Source organism: Sediminimonas qiaohouensis DSM 21189 (genome assembly GCF_000423645.1).
Classification (GTDB): Bacteria; Pseudomonadota; Alphaproteobacteria; order Rhodobacterales; family Rhodobacteraceae; genus Sediminimonas; species Sediminimonas qiaohouensis.
Window position 1 is genome coordinate 1 of sequence record NZ_AUIJ01000031.1, and the last position, 16,511, is coordinate 16,511.

Sequence of the window (16,511 nt, forward strand, 5' to 3'; positions counted from 1 at the left end):
GCCAAATACGAGAAGGCGGTCACCTGTCTGACGAAGGATAAGGAGACGTTGCTCACCTTTTACGCCTTCCCGGCCGACCACTGGGATCACCTGCGCACGGGCAACCCGATCGAAAGCGTGTTCGCCACCGTTCGGCACCGGACCGTGCGAACCAAGGGGGCGCTGTCGCAGAAAACCGCAAAGCTGATGGTATTCAAGCTCGTTCAGGCCGCCGCGAAAACATGGCGCCGCCTGAAGGGGGCGAACCAGTTGCCTTTGGTCATCGAAGGCGTCACATTCACCGACGGTGTCGCTGAAAACGACACCGAAAACCGCGCCGCTTGATCAGGCCCCGTCACCCAAAATCCCGCATAGCTCGCTGGGCGAAGGCATGTCACACTTGGCTGCCGGACGCACCGATTGCCCGATCAGCGTGGATGAGTTTGCCAGCCTGGACAGAAATCATGTCGAGATCTGTGAAGACTTCAACAACGTTCTTGTCAACCTGCGCGATGTTCTTTCAACCATTGTGTCAACGGCCGAAAGCGTGCGCACCAGTTCGCGCGAGATATCCGACGTAGCCGAGGAACAATCCAAACGATCCGAGGAACAGGCCGCGATGCTTGAGGAATCCGCGGCGGCCATTGAGGAATTGAACACAAGCGTTCAAAAGACGGCGGGCTTGGCCGCCGATGCAAACGAACACATCGCCGAGAACAAGAAACTGGCCGCAGCAGGCGGCGAGGTGGTCAACAGGACCGTCAAAGCGATGCACGATATCGAGGAGTCCTCGGAACAGATTACGGCGATAATCGGCGTGATCGATGACATCGCGTTTCAAACAAACCTGCTGGCCCTCAATGCGGGCGTCGAAGCCGCAAGGGCAGGCGAGTCCGGACGTGGGTTCGCCGTCGTGGCGTCCGAAGTGCGAGCCCTGGCTCAACGCGCGTCAAGTTCTGCAAATGAAATCAAGGAGTTGATTCTTCGGTCGAGTGGGCATGTCACGGACGGCAGCGAACTGGCCAACCAAGCCGGCGCCGCGCTCAGCGAGATCATCGATGGGGTCAATCACTTGTCCGACCTCGTCTCGAACATCGCAACCGGATCCAGAGAACAAGCTATCAATCTTGCAGAGATTAAGGAAAGCGTGACGTCCTTGGACAAGGTGACGCAGCAGAACGCCGTGGTGATCGAGGAGTCATCTTCGGCAAGCCGCAGCCTAAGCAACGAGGCCGAGCGCATGTCGAACGCGCTTCGGCGGTTTTCTGTCGATGATAGCACAAGCGAACCAACGACGGACAAGGCGCGAACCGACGATCGCCCAAACGAGCGGGACGACCCCATCGTCATTGCCAAGACCACTAATGAACCAATCGCCGAACCCACCCTGGTTTTTGCATCCCAAGCAAAGATCGGAAGGATGGAAGCAAACAACCAGGAGGATTGGCATGATTTTTGAGCCGCCGCGCCACAAGACACACTGCGCGCCAATCGATCATGGACCGCGGTAATGCCTCTAGCGACTTGCCCAGAGTGCGGACAAGCGAATTCGGTGCCGCGATCATGGAAGATCTGATCTACGTACCGCTGTTTCAGGGGGAAACACGTGTATCGGATCAACCCAACGAGGTGATGACAACCATTCTCGGGTCCTGCGTCGCCGCCTGCATATGGGATCCGGTGGCGGGAGTGGGGGGAATGAACCACTTCCTGCTACCGGGAGATATGCGAGATCGCAGCAGCAACCTGCGCTATGGGGTGAATGCAATGGAATTGCTGATCAATGGCTTGCTGAAGAAGGGCGCGGACCGGACGCGTCTCAAGGTCAAGCTTTTCGGCGGCGCCAAGATGTTCGATGGCAGTGCCGAAATTGGCGTCAAGAACGCCCGGTTTGCCGAATGGTACATGGAAAACGAGAAGCTGCAGGTCGTTAGCAGTTGCCTGGGTGGTCAGCGCGGGCGCAAGATCCGGTTTTGGCCTGTATCAGGCCGCGCGCAAAGATGCTTCATGTCGGAAGCCACCGATGCCGATATCATTTCAGCAAGGCAGGCCCCCGATGAGTCAACGCCTGACTACGGCGATGTACAACTGTTCTGACAGGGCGCCAATTCCCTGCCTGATCATCCGCTAAGGTCGAAACCGCAGCGCTTTGCGCGCCTTTGTGCGGGGAAAACATGCCTGAACCGCGCGGCAAATGAAAAGGGCCATCCATGGCAATGGATGGCCCTTTCGCGTTCGCAAGGAAATTTCGCTCCCTTAGTTCAGTGCCTTGTCGGTGATCTTGTGCGTCCAGGCGCCTTCCGGCTCCTCGGTGATCACAGGATTCTCACCCCCCGACAGAAGGGAATCGACAGTGCGCTCGTAGTCGGCCGGATCAAGCGCGCCATTGCTCCCTGCGGTCAGCTTGGCAATCTCGCCCATCATGCGCTTTTGATGCTTCTCGGTCTGTGCGCCCGACGCGTCGTTCTCAAGAACGATTTCGGCAGCGGCATCCGGGTTTTCCTCGGCCCATTTCCAGCCTTCCATCGACGCCCGCACAAAGCGCACCATCTTGTCCACGAATTCGGGATCTTCAAGGTTCTCTTCCAGCACGTAAAGACCATCCTCGAGCGTGGCAACGCCCTGGTCCTCGTACTTGAACACAACCAGGTCATCCGGCGAGAACCCCGCGTCGATCACCTGCCAATATTCATTGTAGGTCATCGTCGAGATACACGCGGCCTGCTTCTGAATCAGCGGATCGACGTTGAAGCCCTGCTTCAGAACGGTCACCCCTTCGGGCGATCCATCGGTCGGAATATCCAGCTTGTTCATCCAGCTCAGGAACGGGAACTCGTTGCCGAAGAACCACACGCCCAGCGTTTTGCCGCGCAGGTCCTCAGTGGTTTCCACGCCGGCATCCTTGCGGCAGGTCAGCATCATGCCGGACGATTTGAACGGCTGCGCGATGTTGACCAGTGGCAAGCCCTTTTCGCGTGCGGCCAGTGCGGCCGGCATCCAGTCGACCATCACGTCGGCGCCGCCCCCGGCGATCACCTGCGTGGGCGCGATATCGGGGCCGCCCGGCTTGATCGTGACGTCAAGATCCTCGTCGGCATAGAACCCCTTGTCCTTGGCCACGTAGTAGCCGGCGAACTGGGCCTGCGTGACCCATTTGAGTTGCAGCGTCACGTCATCGGCGGCCTGGGCCAGCGATGCGCTCATCATGGCAGCGGCGCCAACCGCCGCCCCTGTCAGGTTTTTTGTGATATTTCTCATTGTCATACTCTCCTTGTTGAACTGTCGTTATTGTATTTTTTTGCTCAGCCTCGTTGCGACGGGTGCCAGAAGGTTACAGCCTTTTCGAGCAAGGCAACCCCGCCATAAAACGCCGACCCCGCAATCGCGGCGACGACGATCTCGGCCCATACCAGGTCCAGCGCGAGTTGCCCGACCGAGGTGGAAATCCGAAATCCCATCCCCTTGACCGGGGATCCGAAGAATTCAGCCACGATCGCCCCGATCAACGCAAGCGTACTGGCGATCTTGAGCCCGTTGAACATGAACGGCATGGCCGCCGGCAAGCGCAGTTTGAACAGCGTCTTCCAATACCCCGCCGCATAGGTGCGCATCAGGTCGCGCTGCATCGCGCCGGTCGATTGCAGGCCCTGCACCGTGTTCACCAGCATCGGAAAGAACACCATCACCACCACGACCGCCGCCTTTGATTGCCAGTCAAAACCGAACCACATAACCATGATCGGCGCCATGCCGATGATCGGCAGCGCGGCCACGAAATTGCCCACCGGCAGCAACCCGCGCTGCAGGAACGGGAACCGGTCGATCGCCACCGCGATCAGAACCGCCGCGCCGCACCCGATGGCATAGCCGCTTAACGCGCCCTTGATCACGGTCTGGACGAAATCCGTCCACAAAATCCCGGTCGATGCGGCGAACCTCTCCGCAATGAGCGAAGGCGGCGGCAACAGTACCGGCGATATGCCAACCCCCCGCACCAGGCTTTCCCAGATCAGGACAAGCGTAACGCCGAAGATGATCGGCACGGCAAGCCGCGTTGCCCGCGTCTTGGGGCGGCGGGCAAGGTGGACGTTGATTTGCCATCCGACAACCCACGCCACGAGTCCGAAAACGATCCATCCCATCACGATAGCCCCATCCGCTTGAGCGTTGCACGTTGCACCATCCCGATCGTCGCGACCAACAGCGCCGCCAGCACCGCCGCCATGATTAGCGCGCTCCAGATCTGGATCGTCTGGCCGTAATAGCTACCTGCCAGCAATCGCGCCCCCAAACCGGCCACCGCGCCGGTGGGCAACTCGCCCACAATTGCACCTACCAACGAGGCCGCCATCCCCACCTTGAGAGATGTGAACAGGTACGGCATCGACGATGGCAGCCGCAGCCGCCAGAAGGTTTGCGTCGGGCTGGCATTCCATGTGCGCATCTGGTCCAGTTGCATGTTGTCCGGGCTACGCAGCCCCTTGACCATGCCAACCACCACCGGAAAGAACGACAGGTACATCGAGATGATCGCCTTGGGCAAAAGCCCCGAAATCCCGATCGCGTTCAAAACCACGATGATCATCGGCGCCAACGCCAGGATCGGGATCGTCTGCGAGGCGATGACCCACGGCATCACGCTCATGTCCATCGTCCGGTTATAAACGATCCCAATCGCCAGCGCGATGCCAAGCCCCGTGCCCAGCACGAAACCCAGTAGCGTCGACGATAGCGTGATCCAGCTATGATAAACCAACGAGCGTTTCGACGTGATCCGCTTGTCAATGGTCGTATCCCATAGCTCTGCCGCCACCTGGTGCGGCGCGGGCAGCTTGGGCTTGTCCTGGCTCCAGGTGTCGATCACCATCTCGGAAAAGGTCAGGTCCTTGTCCAACCGCACGGCCTTGTCATAGGCCCAGTCGGAATTCAGCCATACCGCCCCGAGATACCAAAGCGCGAATATCGCCGCGACAACCGTAAGAATAGGAAGCGTCGCCTGCCTCATGCCTGGCCCCTCCCCTCGGCGGTGTTCACCGGATGCCTGTCATACATCATCGGAATGCCCCGCACGCAGGCCGTCGCGCACACGGTGCGCAACCTCGATGAATTCGGGCGAGTCACGAATATCAAGCGGCCGTTCCCGCGGCAGCGGGCTTTCGATCACGTCGCTGATCCGCCCCGGGCGCGGCGACATGACGACGATCCGCGTGCTCAGGTAAACCGCCTCGGGGATCGAGTGGGTGACGAAGCAAATCGTCTTGTTGGTCCGCTCCCACAACTTCAACAACTGCTCATTGAGGTGGTCGCGCACGATCTCGTCCAGCGCGCCAAATGGCTCGTCCATCAGCAGCAGATCGGCATCGAACGCCAGCGCCCGCGCAATCGACGCGCGCTGCTGCATGCCGCCGGACAATTGCCAGGGGTATTTCTTCTCGAACCCCTCCAACTCCACCAGCTCCAGCACCCGCTGAATGCGCCGTGCCTGTTCGGCCTTGTCATAACCCATGATTTCCAATGGCAGGCTGATATTGCCCGCGATGGTGCGCCACGGGTAAAGGCCCGCCGCCTGGAACACATACCCGTATGCACGGGCGCGGCGGGCCTCTTCCGCCGTTGTTCCGTTAACGGTCATCGTGCCGCTTGTCGGATGCTCCAGATCCGCCATCGCCCTTAGCAACGTCGTCTTGCCACAGCCCGACGGGCCGATGAAGCTGACGAAATCCCCCTTGGCGATATCAAGCGTCACATCCTTGAGCGCATGCACCGGGCCATCCCCGGTCTGGAACGTCAGCGACAGATCCTTGGCGCTGATCACTGTATCGGTCTTCAAAATCTGTCTCTCCCGCTGGCCGGTATTTATCATTATTGGCTGGCTGCGGGGGCCGGGTTCAACCCCGGCCCGCCCGCTGTTGTCGCTTTATTGCCGCTCCGGTCAAATTCCTGCCGGAATATTCATCGGATCACGGTGGATTTGCTTGGGGGCGGTCAATTCCTTCCACTTCGACAGGGCCACGTTGGCCGACGGGAAGGCCGGGCGCGGCACGAACCGGCCGCGGCCGGGCTGCGGCTGGCTGTTCTGGCCCCAGGCCCAGATCACCTCGCCGCGGCTTATGGTGAAACGCGCCTGCGCCTGCACCTCGAACCCCTCGAACACGTTGTAATCAAGGATCGAATGGTGGTTCGACGCGCTGATCGTCTTGGAAATCTTCGGGTCCCAAACCACGATATCGGCATCCGCCCCCTCGACGATCGCCCCCTTGCGGGGATAGATGTTGAGGATCTTCGCCACGTTGGTGCTGGTCACCGCGACGAACTCGTTGGGCGTCAGGCGGCCCTTCTCGACGCCTTCGGTCCACAGCACCGCCAGCCGCTCCTCCAACCCGTTCGAGCCGTTGGGGATCTTGGTGAAATCATCGACGCCCATGCGCTTTTGCTCGGTCGAAAACGCGGCGTGGTCCGTCGCCACCACCTGCAACGATCCCGCCTGCAACCCGGCCCACAGGCTATCTTGATGCTCCTTGTTGCGGAACGGCGGGCTCATCACGCGGCGCGCGGCATGGTCCCAATCGGTGTTGAAATACTCGCTCTCGTCCAGGGTCAGGAACTGCGCCAGCGGCTCGCCGTAAACGCGCATGCCCTTCTGGCGCGCCCGGCGGATCGCCTCATGCGCCTGCTCACACGACACGTGCACGATGTATAGCGGCACACCCGCGGCATCGGCGATGGTGATCGCCCGGTTGGCCGCCTCGCCCTCGAACTCGGGCGGGCGCGAATAGGCATGCCCCTCCGGCCCGGTGATCCCCTTGGCCAGCATCTGCGCCTGCATGTCGGCCACCAGGTCGCCGTTCTCCGCATGCACCATCGGCAGCGCGCCCAGCTCGGCACACCGCTTGAACGAGGCGAACATCTCGTCGTCCTCGATCATCAATGCGCCCTTGTAGGCCATGAAATGCTTGAACGAGTTCACGCCCATCTCGACGGCGTCCTTCATCTCGTTGAAGATCGTCTCGTTCCACCCGGTGATCGCCATGTGATAACCGATATCGGTGCAGATCTGCGGCGCCGACTTGCGGTGCCATTCCTCGATCGCGTTCTTGATCGATCCGTCCGCACCCGGCAGGCAGAAATCCACCAACATCGTCGTCCCGCCACAGGCCGCCGCCCATGTGCCTGTCTCGAATGTCTCGGCGGCGGTGGTGCCCATGAAAGGCATTTCCATATGCGTGTGCGGATCGATCCCGCCGGGGATGACATAGGCGCCCTCGGCGTCGACATATTCATCCCCCTTAAGATCCTCGCCGATCTGCTTGATCTTCTCGTCCTCGATCAACACATCGGCCTTCCACGTGCGATCTGCCGTGCAAACGGTGCCGTTCTTGATGACTTTGGTGGTCATTGCATTTCTCCCTGTGTCATGTGCTTCGGGCTTCTTCTGGCCTGAAATATCCCGGGGGAGTCGCGCATCGCGCGACGGGGGCAGCGCCCCCGATCACTCCACGATACCAGCCGTTTCCACGACTGCATGCATCAGCACGTCCGCCCCGGCCGTGGCCCAGTCCTTGGATATGTCCTCGGCCTCGTTGTGGCTCAGGCCATCCACGCAGGGGCACATTACCATCGCCGTGGGCGCCACGCGATTGATCCAGCACGCATCGTGCCCGGCGCCGGAAATCAGGTTCTGATGGCTATACCCCAACCGCTCCGCCGCGTTTCGCACGGCGGCGACGCATGTCTCGTCGAATTTCACCGGGTCGAACCCGCCGACCTTTTCGAACTCGATCTCAAGGCCCATGTCCTCGGCGATCTTGCTGCCCTCCTCGCGCAGGCGCTTTTCCATGTCCTCGATCACCTCCAGCTCGGGCGAACGGAAATCGACCGTGAACACCGCCTTGCCGGGGATCACGTTGCGCGAATTGGGGTAGATGTCGATATGCCCGGCGGCACCGACGGCGTGGGGCTTGTGGCTCCATGCGATCTCGTCCACCTTTTCCAGAACCCGCGCCATGCCAAGGCCGGCGTTCTTGCGCATCGGCATCGGGGTTGATCCGGTGTGGCTTTCCTTGCCCGTGATCGTCACCTGGGTCCAGCTCAGGCCCTGACCGTGGGTGACGACACCCACATCCTTGCCCTCGGCCTCAAGGATCGGCCCCTGTTCGATATGCAGCTCGAAAAACGCGTGCATCTTGCGCGCGCCGACCTCTTCGTCGCCGCGCCAGCCGATGCGCTGCAACTCGTCGCCAAAGGTCTTGCCCTCGGCATCGGTGCGCGCATAGGCCCAATCCTGCGTATGCATCCCCGAAAACACGCCAGAGGCCAGCATCGGAGGCGCGAACCGCGTGCCCTCCTCGTTGGTCCAGTTGGTCACCACGATCGGGTGCTTGGTCTTGATCCCCAAATCGTTGAGCGTGCGGATAAGCTCCAGCCCTCCCAGAACGCCCAGAACCCCGTCATAGCGCCCGCCGGTCGGCTGCGTATCCAGGTGAGAGCCGACATAAACCGGCAGCGCATCGGGGTCCGTCCCCTCGCGCCGCGCAAACATGTTGCCCATGGTATCCACCCCCATGGTCATGCCCGCCGCCTCGCACCATTTCTGGAACAGCGCCCTGCCCTCGGCATCGGCATCGGTCACGGTTTGCCGGTTGCTGCCCCCTGCCACGCCGGGGCCGATCTTGGCGATTTCATGAATGCTGTCCCACAAACGATCCCCGTTGATCCGGAGGTTTTCACCCGGTGCGGCCATGTCTTTCTCCCTCTCCTGTCGCCTTGTCGTCGGGCCTTGGGCCTCTTGTGTCAGGCGTTTCCTGACCATATGGTCGAAGTCAGAGCACCACAGCTTGACCAATCGGTCAAGATTTTTTCGAAAGTATCGGCCGATGACCACGCAACACCGCCCCGCAAGCCGCAAGGAAATCCGCCAGGAGAACGAGAAGCTTATTTTACAGGCAGCCGAAAAAACCTTTGCAGAGGCCGGGTTTGGCGGCGCCACGATGCAATTGATCGCCGATGTCGCGGGCCTGCCAAAGGCCAATCTGCACTATTATTTTCCAACCAAGGAATCGCTCTACCGGCGCGTCGTGCAGGACATCTTTCACGTGTGGTTGCAAGCCGCAGACATCTTTGACGCGGCCGATGGCCCGATCGAGGGCCTCGGCGCCTATATCGACGCCAAGATGGAAATCAGCCGCAAACACCCCGCCGGCTCCAAGGTCTGGGCGTCCGAGGTCATGCACCGCGCGCCCGTTATCCAGGACTACCTCGAAACCACGCTGCGCGACTGGACCGAAGGCCGAATCGCCGTTATCGAGCGCTGGATCGACCAAGGGCTGATGGATCCGGTAAACCCGCGCCACCTGCTTTACATGCTGTGGGCCACGACGCAGCACTACGCCGATTTCAACCACCAGATCGAAACCCTGAACAACGGCCGCCCCCTGTCCGATGCCCAGTGGGCCGAGGCAACAGACACGGTCAAACGCATCATCCTGTCCGGCATCGGCGCCCGCCCCGCAACCTGAGACCACTTGCGCCACCGCGCGGTTTTCCATACCCATTTCTGTCTGAGTGCGGCATGAAAACGGGGGCGCGCATGGACAATTCACCGCCAGATCAACCAGCCCGCAAGACAAGTCGCATTCAACTGCGCAACCGCAAAAGGATTCTCGAAGCGGCGCTCGAAGTGTTCTCGGCGCATGGCTATCGCGGCGCGACGCTGGACCAGATCGCAACGCAGGCAGGGTTGTCCAAGCCCAATATCCTCTATTACTTCGAGGGCAAGGAGGCGATCCACGTCACCTTGCTCAACCAGTTGATGGAAAACTGGCTCGCCCCGCTGGAAGAGATGGACGATACCGGCGACCCGCTCGAGGAAATTTGCGCCTACGTGCGCCGCAAGCTGGAGATGAGCCGCACCTACCCCCGCGAAAGCCGCCTGTTCGCCAACGAAATCCTGCAAGGCGCGCCGCGCATGGCGCCGCATCTCGAAACCGGCCTCAAACCGCTGGTGCGCGACAAGGCCGCGCTGATCGGCCGCTGGATGGACGAGGGGCGATTGGCCCGCACCGATCCCATGCACCTGATTTTCTCGATCTGGGCAACGACGCAGCACTACGCCGATTTCGCGGCGCAGGTGAACGTCCTCATGCCCGATGAGGACGCCGTGTTTCCCGGCGCGCAGGCCTATCTCGACACCCTGTTTCGCAAACTGCTGACACCTGCGGACTAAGCGCGGCTAAAGCCTGCGATACATCACCAACGCATCGACCGCGCCGCGTTCGGGATGGCGAAAGGCGCCGGGCAAGGTGCCAACCACGTCAAACCCCGCGCGCCGCCACAGGCCCACCGCGCGGGTATTGCTTGCGACGACGAAATTGAACTGCATTGCGGCAAATCCCCTGCTGCGGGCCCGGTCCAGTGCATGATCCAGCATCGCGCGCGCCACGCCCTTGCCCTGCGCAGCTTGGGCCGTGACGAACCCGGCGTTGCACACATGTGCGCCGCCCCCGCCCGCATTGGCCGTCAAATAGTAGCTGCCAACGACACCGCCGTCCGCCTCGAACACCCAGACCTCTCGCGCGGGGGCGCACCAGTAAGCCAGCGCGCCCTCGCGCGAAATGTCGCGATCAATGGCGTATGTATCGCCCGCCCGGAACACCGGGCGCAGCATCGACCAAAGCGCGTCATTGTCGGCCTCGGTGGCCGGGCGAGGTGTCAGGGGGATGGGCATGTTGGCCTTACGCCTCGGCCTCGCCGATCTTGTCCTGCGTGCGGGTCTCGAAATCCTCGGCCGCATGGCGTTCGTGCAACTGCATCGCCGGATCGCCAAAGGTTCGGTTCACCATGCGCCCGCGCTGCACCGCCGGGCGCGCGTCGATCCGTTCGGCCCATTCCATCACGCGGGTATAGCTCTTGGCGTCCAGGAACGTTGCCGCATCATAAAGCCGCCCAAGAACAAGCTGCCCATACCAGGGCCAAATCGCCATATCCGCAATGGTGTATTCGTCACCCGCGATATAGGGCCGCTCGGCCAATTGCCGGTCAAGCACATCAAGCTGCCGCTTGGTTTCCATGGTGAAGCGGTCGATCGGGTATTGCCATTTCTCCGGCGCGTAGGCGTAGAAATGCCCGAACCCGCCGCCAAGGTAGGGTGCGCTGCCCATCTGCCAGAACAACCAGTTCAGCGTTTCGGTCCTTTGCGGCCCCGATGGCGCCAGGAACGCGCCGAACTTCTCGGCCAGGTGCATCAGGATCGAACCGCTCTCGAACACCCGCAGCGGCTCGGTCCCCGAACGATCCAACAGCGCCGGGATCTTGGAGTTGGGATTGATCTCGACGAAGCCGCTGCCGAACTGATCGCCATCGCCGATCTTGATCGGCCAGGCATCGTATTCCGCGCCCGAATGCCCTGCCTCCAGTAGCTCTTCGAACATCACGGTTGCCTTCACGCCATTGGGCGTCGCCAGCGAATAGAGCTGAAAGGGATGCTTGCCCTCCGGCAGGGGCTTGTCATGGGTGGCGCCGGCGATGGGGCGGTTGATGCTTGCGAACTGCCCACCGGACTCGGCCTGCCATGTCCAGACTTCGGGCGGAGTGTAGCTTTGATCGGTCACGTGGCATGTCCTTTCCAATTCGTTTGGAACAGACGTAACCAGTTAACAGCGGGACGCAATAGGAAGGGCCGCACAGGTGGGTGTGCGGCCCTGCAAACCGGGCCCGGGGAATCGTACGGTTGAGGACCCGAACCTGACGTTTCTGCGCGTTGTTAATATACCACGACCGCGCGGATCGATTCCCCCGAATGCATCAATTCGAACCCCTTGTTGATCTCGTCCAGCGTCAGCGTGTGGGTGATCATCGGGTCGATCTCGATCTTCTTTTGCATGTACCAATCGACGATCTTGGGCACGTCCGTGCGCCCGCGCGCACCGCCAAACGCCGTCCCCTTCCACGTCCGTCCTGTAACCAGTTGAAATGGCCGGGTACTTATCTCGGCGCCGGCCGGGGCGACACCGATGATGATCGACTCGCCCCACCCCTTGTGCGCCGCCTCCAATGCCGCGCGCATCACGCCAACGTTTCCCGTGGCGTCAAAAGTGTAATCCGCGCCGCCGCCCGTCAGCTCCACAAGATGGGCCACCAGATCGCCCTCGACCTCATCGGGGTTGACGAAGTCGGTCATTCCGAAATGCGAAGCCATTGTTTTCTTTTCAGGATTCAGGTCAACGCCAACAATCTGGCTGGCCCCCGCCATCCGCAACCCCTGGATAACGTTGAGGCCGATGCCGCCCAAACCGAACACTATCGCGGTGCTGCCGATCTCGACCTTCGCGGTGTTGATCACCGCACCGATCCCCGTGGTCACGCCGCAGCCGACGTAGCACACCTTGTCAAAAGGCGCCTCCGGATCGATCTTGGCTAGCGCGATCTCGGGCATCACGGTGTGGTTGGCGAATGTCGAACACCCCATGTAATGCAGGATCGGCGTGCCATCGAGCATCGAAAACCGCGTCGTGCCATCGGGCATCAGGCCCTGCCCCTGGGTGCTGCGGATCGACTGGCACAGGTTGGTCTTGGGGTTGAGGCAATCCTCACACTCCCGGCACTCGGGCGTGTAAAGCGGGATCACATGATCGCCGGGCTTGAGGCTCTTGACGCCGGGACCGACCTCCATCACCACGCCAGCGCCTTCATGGCCAAGGATAGCGGGGAAAAGCCCCTCCGGGTCCGCGCCCGAGCGGGTGAACTCGTCGGTATGGCAGATACCTGTCGCCTTGATCTCGACCAGAACCTCGCCCTCCTTGGGGCCTTCAAGGTTCACTTCCATCACTTCAAGCGGTTTTCCGGCCTCTAGGGCCACTGCAGCACGTGTGCGCATGTCTTGGCGTCCTTCCCTGTTGTCGCGTGAACCCTGATCCAGTTCACCAAGGTTTTCAAGCGACAGCTTGGCCCGCCCTGTCTTATCTGCGCTTGGCCCTCAGCGACGCGCCAGCCCCTTGTTCCGACGCGCCTATAGCGCCCTTAGCCCGCCCAGAACGAAATCCCCCGCCAACTCGGCATAGGCCGCGCGGCTAAGGCCCTTGCCCGGGCGATGCCACATGTAGAACCAGTTGAGGATACCAAACACCGACATCGCGACCGCGCGTTGCCGATCGGGCGAAAGGCCCGGCGCCTCGTCCTCAACCGCCTGCGACATGACGGCGACAAGCCGCCGTTGCAGCGCGATCAGCGGCGTCTGCCGCTCGGGCGGCAGAACCGACAGCGCGTCAAGTTGCAGCTTGTGTTCGGCATCCGCATCCTCGTAGGCGGACAACACCGCCCTGATGACGCCGCGCACGCCTTCGCCGCGGGCCGCCTCGACCACCTCCACCAGCTCCGACAGGTGTGTATCCAGGATATCGAACAGCAAATCCTCTTTGCTTGCCCAATAGTGATAGATCAGCGCCTTGGACACGCCACACGATTTCGCCGCGCCGGTCATCGAGGCGCGATCGAACCCATGCCGCGCGAAATACTGCGCGGCCCCCTTACGCAGGGCCGCGCGTTTTTCGTCGTGATCACGGGCCAGACCGCGTGCCATCACTCGGCCTTCGGGCGATTGTCGATGAGGCGCACCGCCTTGCCCTCGCTACGCGCCACTCGGCCCGGCTCGGCGACCTTGACGGTGACACTGATCCCGACATTGGATTTCACCTTGCCGCGCAGGTCGCGGGCCGCGGCATCGCGGGCCTCTGCCGGCATATCTTCGATCAGTTCGACATGCACGGTCATCTCGTCCATCCGGCCAGGGCGCGACAGCTCGATCTGGAAATGCGGCGCCAGCGGCGTCACGGTCATGAGCTGTTCTTCGATCTGGGTCGGAAACACGTTGACGCCGCGCAGGATGATCATGTCGTCACTGCGCCCCGTGACCTTTTCCATCCGGCGCATGCTGCGCGCACTGCCCGGCAACAGCCGGGTCAAGTCGCGAGTTCGGTAGCGGATGATCGGGAATGCTTCCTTGCTGAGCGACGTAAACACCAACTCGCCCAACTCCCCATCCGGCAGGACCTCTCCCGTGGTGGGGTCGATCACCTCGGGATAAAAGTGATCCTCCCAGACGTGCAAGCCGTCCTTGGTCTCGACGCATTCATTGGCCACGCCGGGGCCGATCACCTCGGACAGGCCGTAGATATCGACCGCATGCATGTCGAAGGCCTCTTCGATCTCGCGGCGCATGGCGTTGGTCCACGGCTCGGCCCCGAATATCCCAACCTTGAGAGGCGAATCGCGCGGATCGCGCCCCTGCGCGGCGTATTCGTCCAGAATCGACAGCGCATAAGAAGGCGTGACGGTAATGCCATCGGCGTGGAAATCCTCGATCACGCGCACCTGGCGCTGCGTCATCCCGCCCGATACCGGCACCACCGTCAGGCCCATCTTCTCGGCCCCGCCATGCACGCCCAAACCGCCGGTGAACAGGCCATAGCCATAGGCATTATGCAGCACGTGACCGGGCCGCAGCCCCGCCGCCCGCAGCGAACGCGCCATGACATCCGCCCACATGTCGAGATCGTTCTTGGTATAGCCCACAACCGTCGGCTGCCCGGTTGTGCCGGACGAGGCATGAAGGCGCGAAATCTGCGCTTGCGGGACCGCGAACATGCCGAACGGATAATTGTCGCGCAAATCCTGCTTCACGGTGAAGGGGAATTTCGACAGGTCCGACAACTGCTTGATATCGTCGGGATGCACCCCCGCCTTGTCAAAGCTTTGGCGGTAGAACGGCACGTTATCATACGCGTGGCGCAGCGACCATTTCATACGATCCAGTTGCAGCGCCGACAACTCGTCGCGGCTGGCGGTCTCGATATGCTCCAGATCGCCGGGTTTGGGGGACAGATCTTCCATTACACAGCCTCCATCATGAGCGCGATACCCTGCCCCACGCCGATGCACATGGTGCAGATCGCGCGCTTGGCGCCTGCATCCGAAAGGTTGATCGACGCGGTCAGCGCCAGTCGCGCGCCCGACATGCCAAGCGGATGACCTAGCGCGATCGCACCGCCGTTCGGGTTCACGTGATCGGCATCGTCCGGCAGGCCCAGTTGCCGCATCGTGGCCAAGCCTTGCGCCGCGAACGCCTCGTTCAGCTCGATGAAATCCACGTCGCCGATGCCCAGGCCGTGCCGATCCAGCAATGCCTGTGTCGCGGGGGCCGGACCGATACCCATGATGCGCGGCGGCACGCCGACCGTCGCCATCGAGGTAATCCGCGCACGCGGGGTCAGGCCGTATTTTTCAACCGCGGCGCGCGATGCCACGATCAACGCCGCCGCCCCGTCATTGACGCCGCTGGCATTGCCCGCCGTGACGGTGCCGCCCTCGCGGAACGGGGTGGGCAGGCTGGCCAGCTTCTCGGCCGTCGTCGCGCGGGGGTGCTCATCGGTATCGACGACACGCGGATCGCCCTTGCGCTGCGGGATGGTGACGGGCGTGATTTCCCGCGCAAGGCGCCCCGCCTCGATCGCCGCCATCGCCCGCGCCTGGGACCGCAGCGCAAAGGCATCCTGATCGACGCGCGAAATATCGAAGTCCTCGGCGACGTTCTCTGCGGTTTCGGGCATGGAATGTGTGCCATAGGCCTTGTGCATCGCCTTGTTGACGAAACGCCAGCCGATGGTCGTGTCATAAATCTCGGCACGCCGCGAAAACGCCGCGTCGGCCTTTGGCATCACCAACGGCGCGCGGCTCATCGATTCGACGCCGCCCGCGATGATCACCTCGGCCTCGCCCGACTTGATGGCGCGCGCCGCGCTACCGACCGCATCCAGGCCAGAGCCGCACAGCCGGTTCACCGTGGCACCGGGTACATGATCGCCCAATCCCGCCAGAAGCGCCGACATGCGCGCGACGTTGCGGTTGTCCTCACCGGCCTGGTTGGCACAACCCATGATGCAATCGTCCACGCGCAACCCGTCAAACGGCGCGACCACCTCGCGGATGACGTGGGCCAGCATGTCGTCGGGGCGCACCGCGCTCAACGCACCTCCATACCGTCCGATAGGGGTGCGCAGCCCCTCGCACAGAAACGCCTCGGTCATGTTTCGTCCTCCTGAAAATGCTGTCCTTGAACCTGGCGCGACAAGCCGCGAAACAACGCAACCTTGCGCCCGTCACCGCCCGTGACCTCGACGTCATAGACCCCGCTGCGCCCGTTCATCGCGGCCTCGCGCGCGGTGGCGGTCAAACGTTCACCCGGCTGCCCGGCTGACAGGAAGGTGATCGAGTTCTCCTGCGCCACCACCAGGCGGTTGTAGCTGTTGCAGGCAAAGGCGAATGCGCTGTCGGCCAGGGTGAATATGTGCCCCCCGTGACAGATCTTGTGGCCATTGAGGTGGTGATCCTCGACGGTCATCGACAACGTCGCCGTCCCCGGACCGATGGCGTCGATACGCATTCCCATTGCCTTGGATGCGGCGTCGCCCGCCCACATCGCCTGTGCCGACCGCTCGGCGCGTTCCTGCGGTGTCATATGTTGGTCTTCCTCCTCGGGTTCA

The 16,511-nt window shown here is 62.0% G+C and carries 18 protein-coding genes; 5 read left to right on the forward strand and 13 right to left on the reverse strand.

Going from position 1 to position 16,511, the window contains the following annotated elements:
• The 3 genes from G568_RS19100 to G568_RS0115730 form a co-directional block, all read left to right on the forward strand.
• Window positions 1-324, forward strand: a 324-nt coding sequence (locus tag G568_RS19100; protein WP_037374317.1) for a transposase, incomplete at its 5' end; no start/stop codon positions are given.
• Window positions 287-1,438, forward strand: coding sequence for a methyl-accepting chemotaxis protein (locus tag G568_RS19105; protein ID WP_157084433.1), 1,152 nt, complete (start codon window positions 287-289; stop codon window positions 1,436-1,438). The genes G568_RS19100 and G568_RS19105, both read left to right, overlap by 38 nt.
• A gap of 104 nt (window positions 1,439-1,542) precedes the next feature.
• Window positions 1,543-2,076, forward strand: coding sequence for a chemotaxis protein CheD (locus tag G568_RS0115730; protein ID WP_026758911.1), 534 nt, complete (start codon window positions 1,543-1,545; stop codon window positions 2,074-2,076).
• A gap of 159 nt (window positions 2,077-2,235) precedes the next feature.
• On the opposite strand, the gene G568_RS0115735 is transcribed toward G568_RS0115730, so the two are convergent.
• The 6 genes from G568_RS0115735 to G568_RS0115760 all read right to left on the reverse strand — a co-directional run bounded on the left by G568_RS0115735 (window position 2,236) and on the right by G568_RS0115760 (window position 8,719).
• Complete coding sequence (locus tag G568_RS0115735; protein ID WP_405050583.1) at window positions 2,236-3,186, reverse strand: ABC transporter substrate-binding protein; 951 nt, start codon at window positions 3,184-3,186, stop codon at window positions 2,236-2,238.
• Window positions 3,187-3,281: 95 nt separating this feature from the next.
• Window positions 3,282-4,121, reverse strand: a complete 840-nt coding sequence (locus tag G568_RS0115740) for an ABC transporter permease (protein ID WP_026758913.1) — start codon at window positions 4,119-4,121, stop codon at window positions 3,282-3,284.
• A complete protein-coding gene (locus G568_RS0115745) occupies window positions 4,121-4,984 on the reverse strand; it encodes an ABC transporter permease (protein WP_026758914.1) in 864 nt (287 codons plus the stop codon). Before G568_RS0115745 ends, G568_RS0115740 begins: the two co-directional genes overlap by 1 nt.
• 39 nt (window positions 4,985-5,023) lie before the next feature.
• The gene (locus G568_RS0115750) at window positions 5,024-5,809 is read right to left on the reverse strand and encodes an ABC transporter ATP-binding protein (protein WP_026758915.1); all 786 of its coding nucleotides are present in this window, start codon (window positions 5,807-5,809) and stop codon (window positions 5,024-5,026) included.
• A gap of 102 nt (window positions 5,810-5,911) precedes the next feature.
• Entirely contained in the window at window positions 5,912-7,375 is a 1,464-nt protein-coding gene (gene hydA, locus G568_RS0115755) for a dihydropyrimidinase (protein WP_026758916.1), read from the reverse strand.
• 93 nt (window positions 7,376-7,468) lie between these two features.
• Complete coding sequence (locus G568_RS0115760; RefSeq protein ID WP_026758917.1) at window positions 7,469-8,719, reverse strand: Zn-dependent hydrolase; 1,251 nt, start codon at window positions 8,717-8,719, stop codon at window positions 7,469-7,471.
• A 133-nt stretch (window positions 8,720-8,852) separates the two neighbouring features.
• Between G568_RS0115760 and G568_RS0115765 the strand changes: the two genes are divergently transcribed.
• Both G568_RS0115765 and G568_RS0115770 read left to right on the forward strand, forming a co-directional pair.
• Complete coding sequence (locus G568_RS0115765) at window positions 8,853-9,494, forward strand: TetR/AcrR family transcriptional regulator (protein ID WP_026758918.1); 642 nt, start codon at window positions 8,853-8,855, stop codon at window positions 9,492-9,494.
• Window positions 9,495-9,565: 71 nt separating this feature from the next.
• Window positions 9,566-10,201 carry a TetR family transcriptional regulator C-terminal domain-containing protein gene (locus G568_RS0115770; RefSeq protein WP_026758919.1) on the forward strand — a complete coding sequence of 212 codons (636 nt, stop codon included), beginning with the start codon at window positions 9,566-9,568 and terminating at the stop codon, window positions 10,199-10,201.
• 6 nt (window positions 10,202-10,207) lie between these two features.
• On the opposite strand, the gene G568_RS0115775 is transcribed toward G568_RS0115770, so the two are convergent.
• From G568_RS0115775 to paaI, 7 genes are all read right to left on the reverse strand, one after another.
• Window positions 10,208-10,702 (reverse strand): GNAT family N-acetyltransferase, encoded by a 495-nt coding sequence (locus G568_RS0115775; protein WP_037374319.1) that lies wholly within the window; start codon window positions 10,700-10,702, stop codon window positions 10,208-10,210.
• 7 nt (window positions 10,703-10,709) lie between these two features.
• On the reverse strand, window positions 10,710-11,585 hold the full coding sequence (gene yghU, locus G568_RS0115780) for a glutathione-dependent disulfide-bond oxidoreductase (RefSeq protein ID WP_026758921.1): 876 nt from the start codon (window positions 11,583-11,585) through the stop codon (window positions 10,710-10,712).
• A 152-nt stretch (window positions 11,586-11,737) separates the two neighbouring features.
• On the reverse strand, window positions 11,738-12,850 hold the full coding sequence (locus tag G568_RS0115785; protein WP_026758922.1) for an S-(hydroxymethyl)glutathione dehydrogenase/class III alcohol dehydrogenase: 1,113 nt from the start codon (window positions 12,848-12,850) through the stop codon (window positions 11,738-11,740).
• A 132-nt stretch (window positions 12,851-12,982) separates the two neighbouring features.
• Window positions 12,983-13,552, reverse strand: a complete 570-nt coding sequence (locus G568_RS0115790) for a TetR/AcrR family transcriptional regulator (RefSeq protein WP_026758923.1) — start codon at window positions 13,550-13,552, stop codon at window positions 12,983-12,985.
• Window positions 13,552-14,862: a phenylacetate--CoA ligase PaaK gene (gene paaK, locus G568_RS0115795; protein WP_026758924.1), complete on the reverse strand. Its 1,311-nt coding sequence runs from the start codon at window positions 14,860-14,862 to the stop codon at window positions 13,552-13,554. Before paaK ends, G568_RS0115790 begins: the two co-directional genes overlap by 1 nt.
• Window positions 14,862-16,055 (reverse strand): 3-oxoadipyl-CoA thiolase, encoded by a 1,194-nt coding sequence (gene pcaF / locus G568_RS0115800; protein WP_026758925.1) that lies wholly within the window; start codon window positions 16,053-16,055, stop codon window positions 14,862-14,864. Before pcaF ends, paaK begins: the two co-directional genes overlap by 1 nt.
• Entirely contained in the window at window positions 16,052-16,486 is a 435-nt protein-coding gene (gene paaI, locus G568_RS0115805; protein WP_026758926.1) for a hydroxyphenylacetyl-CoA thioesterase PaaI, read from the reverse strand. The genes pcaF and paaI overlap by 4 nt, the downstream gene beginning before the upstream one ends.
• Between the last annotated feature and the right edge of the window lie 25 nt (window positions 16,487-16,511).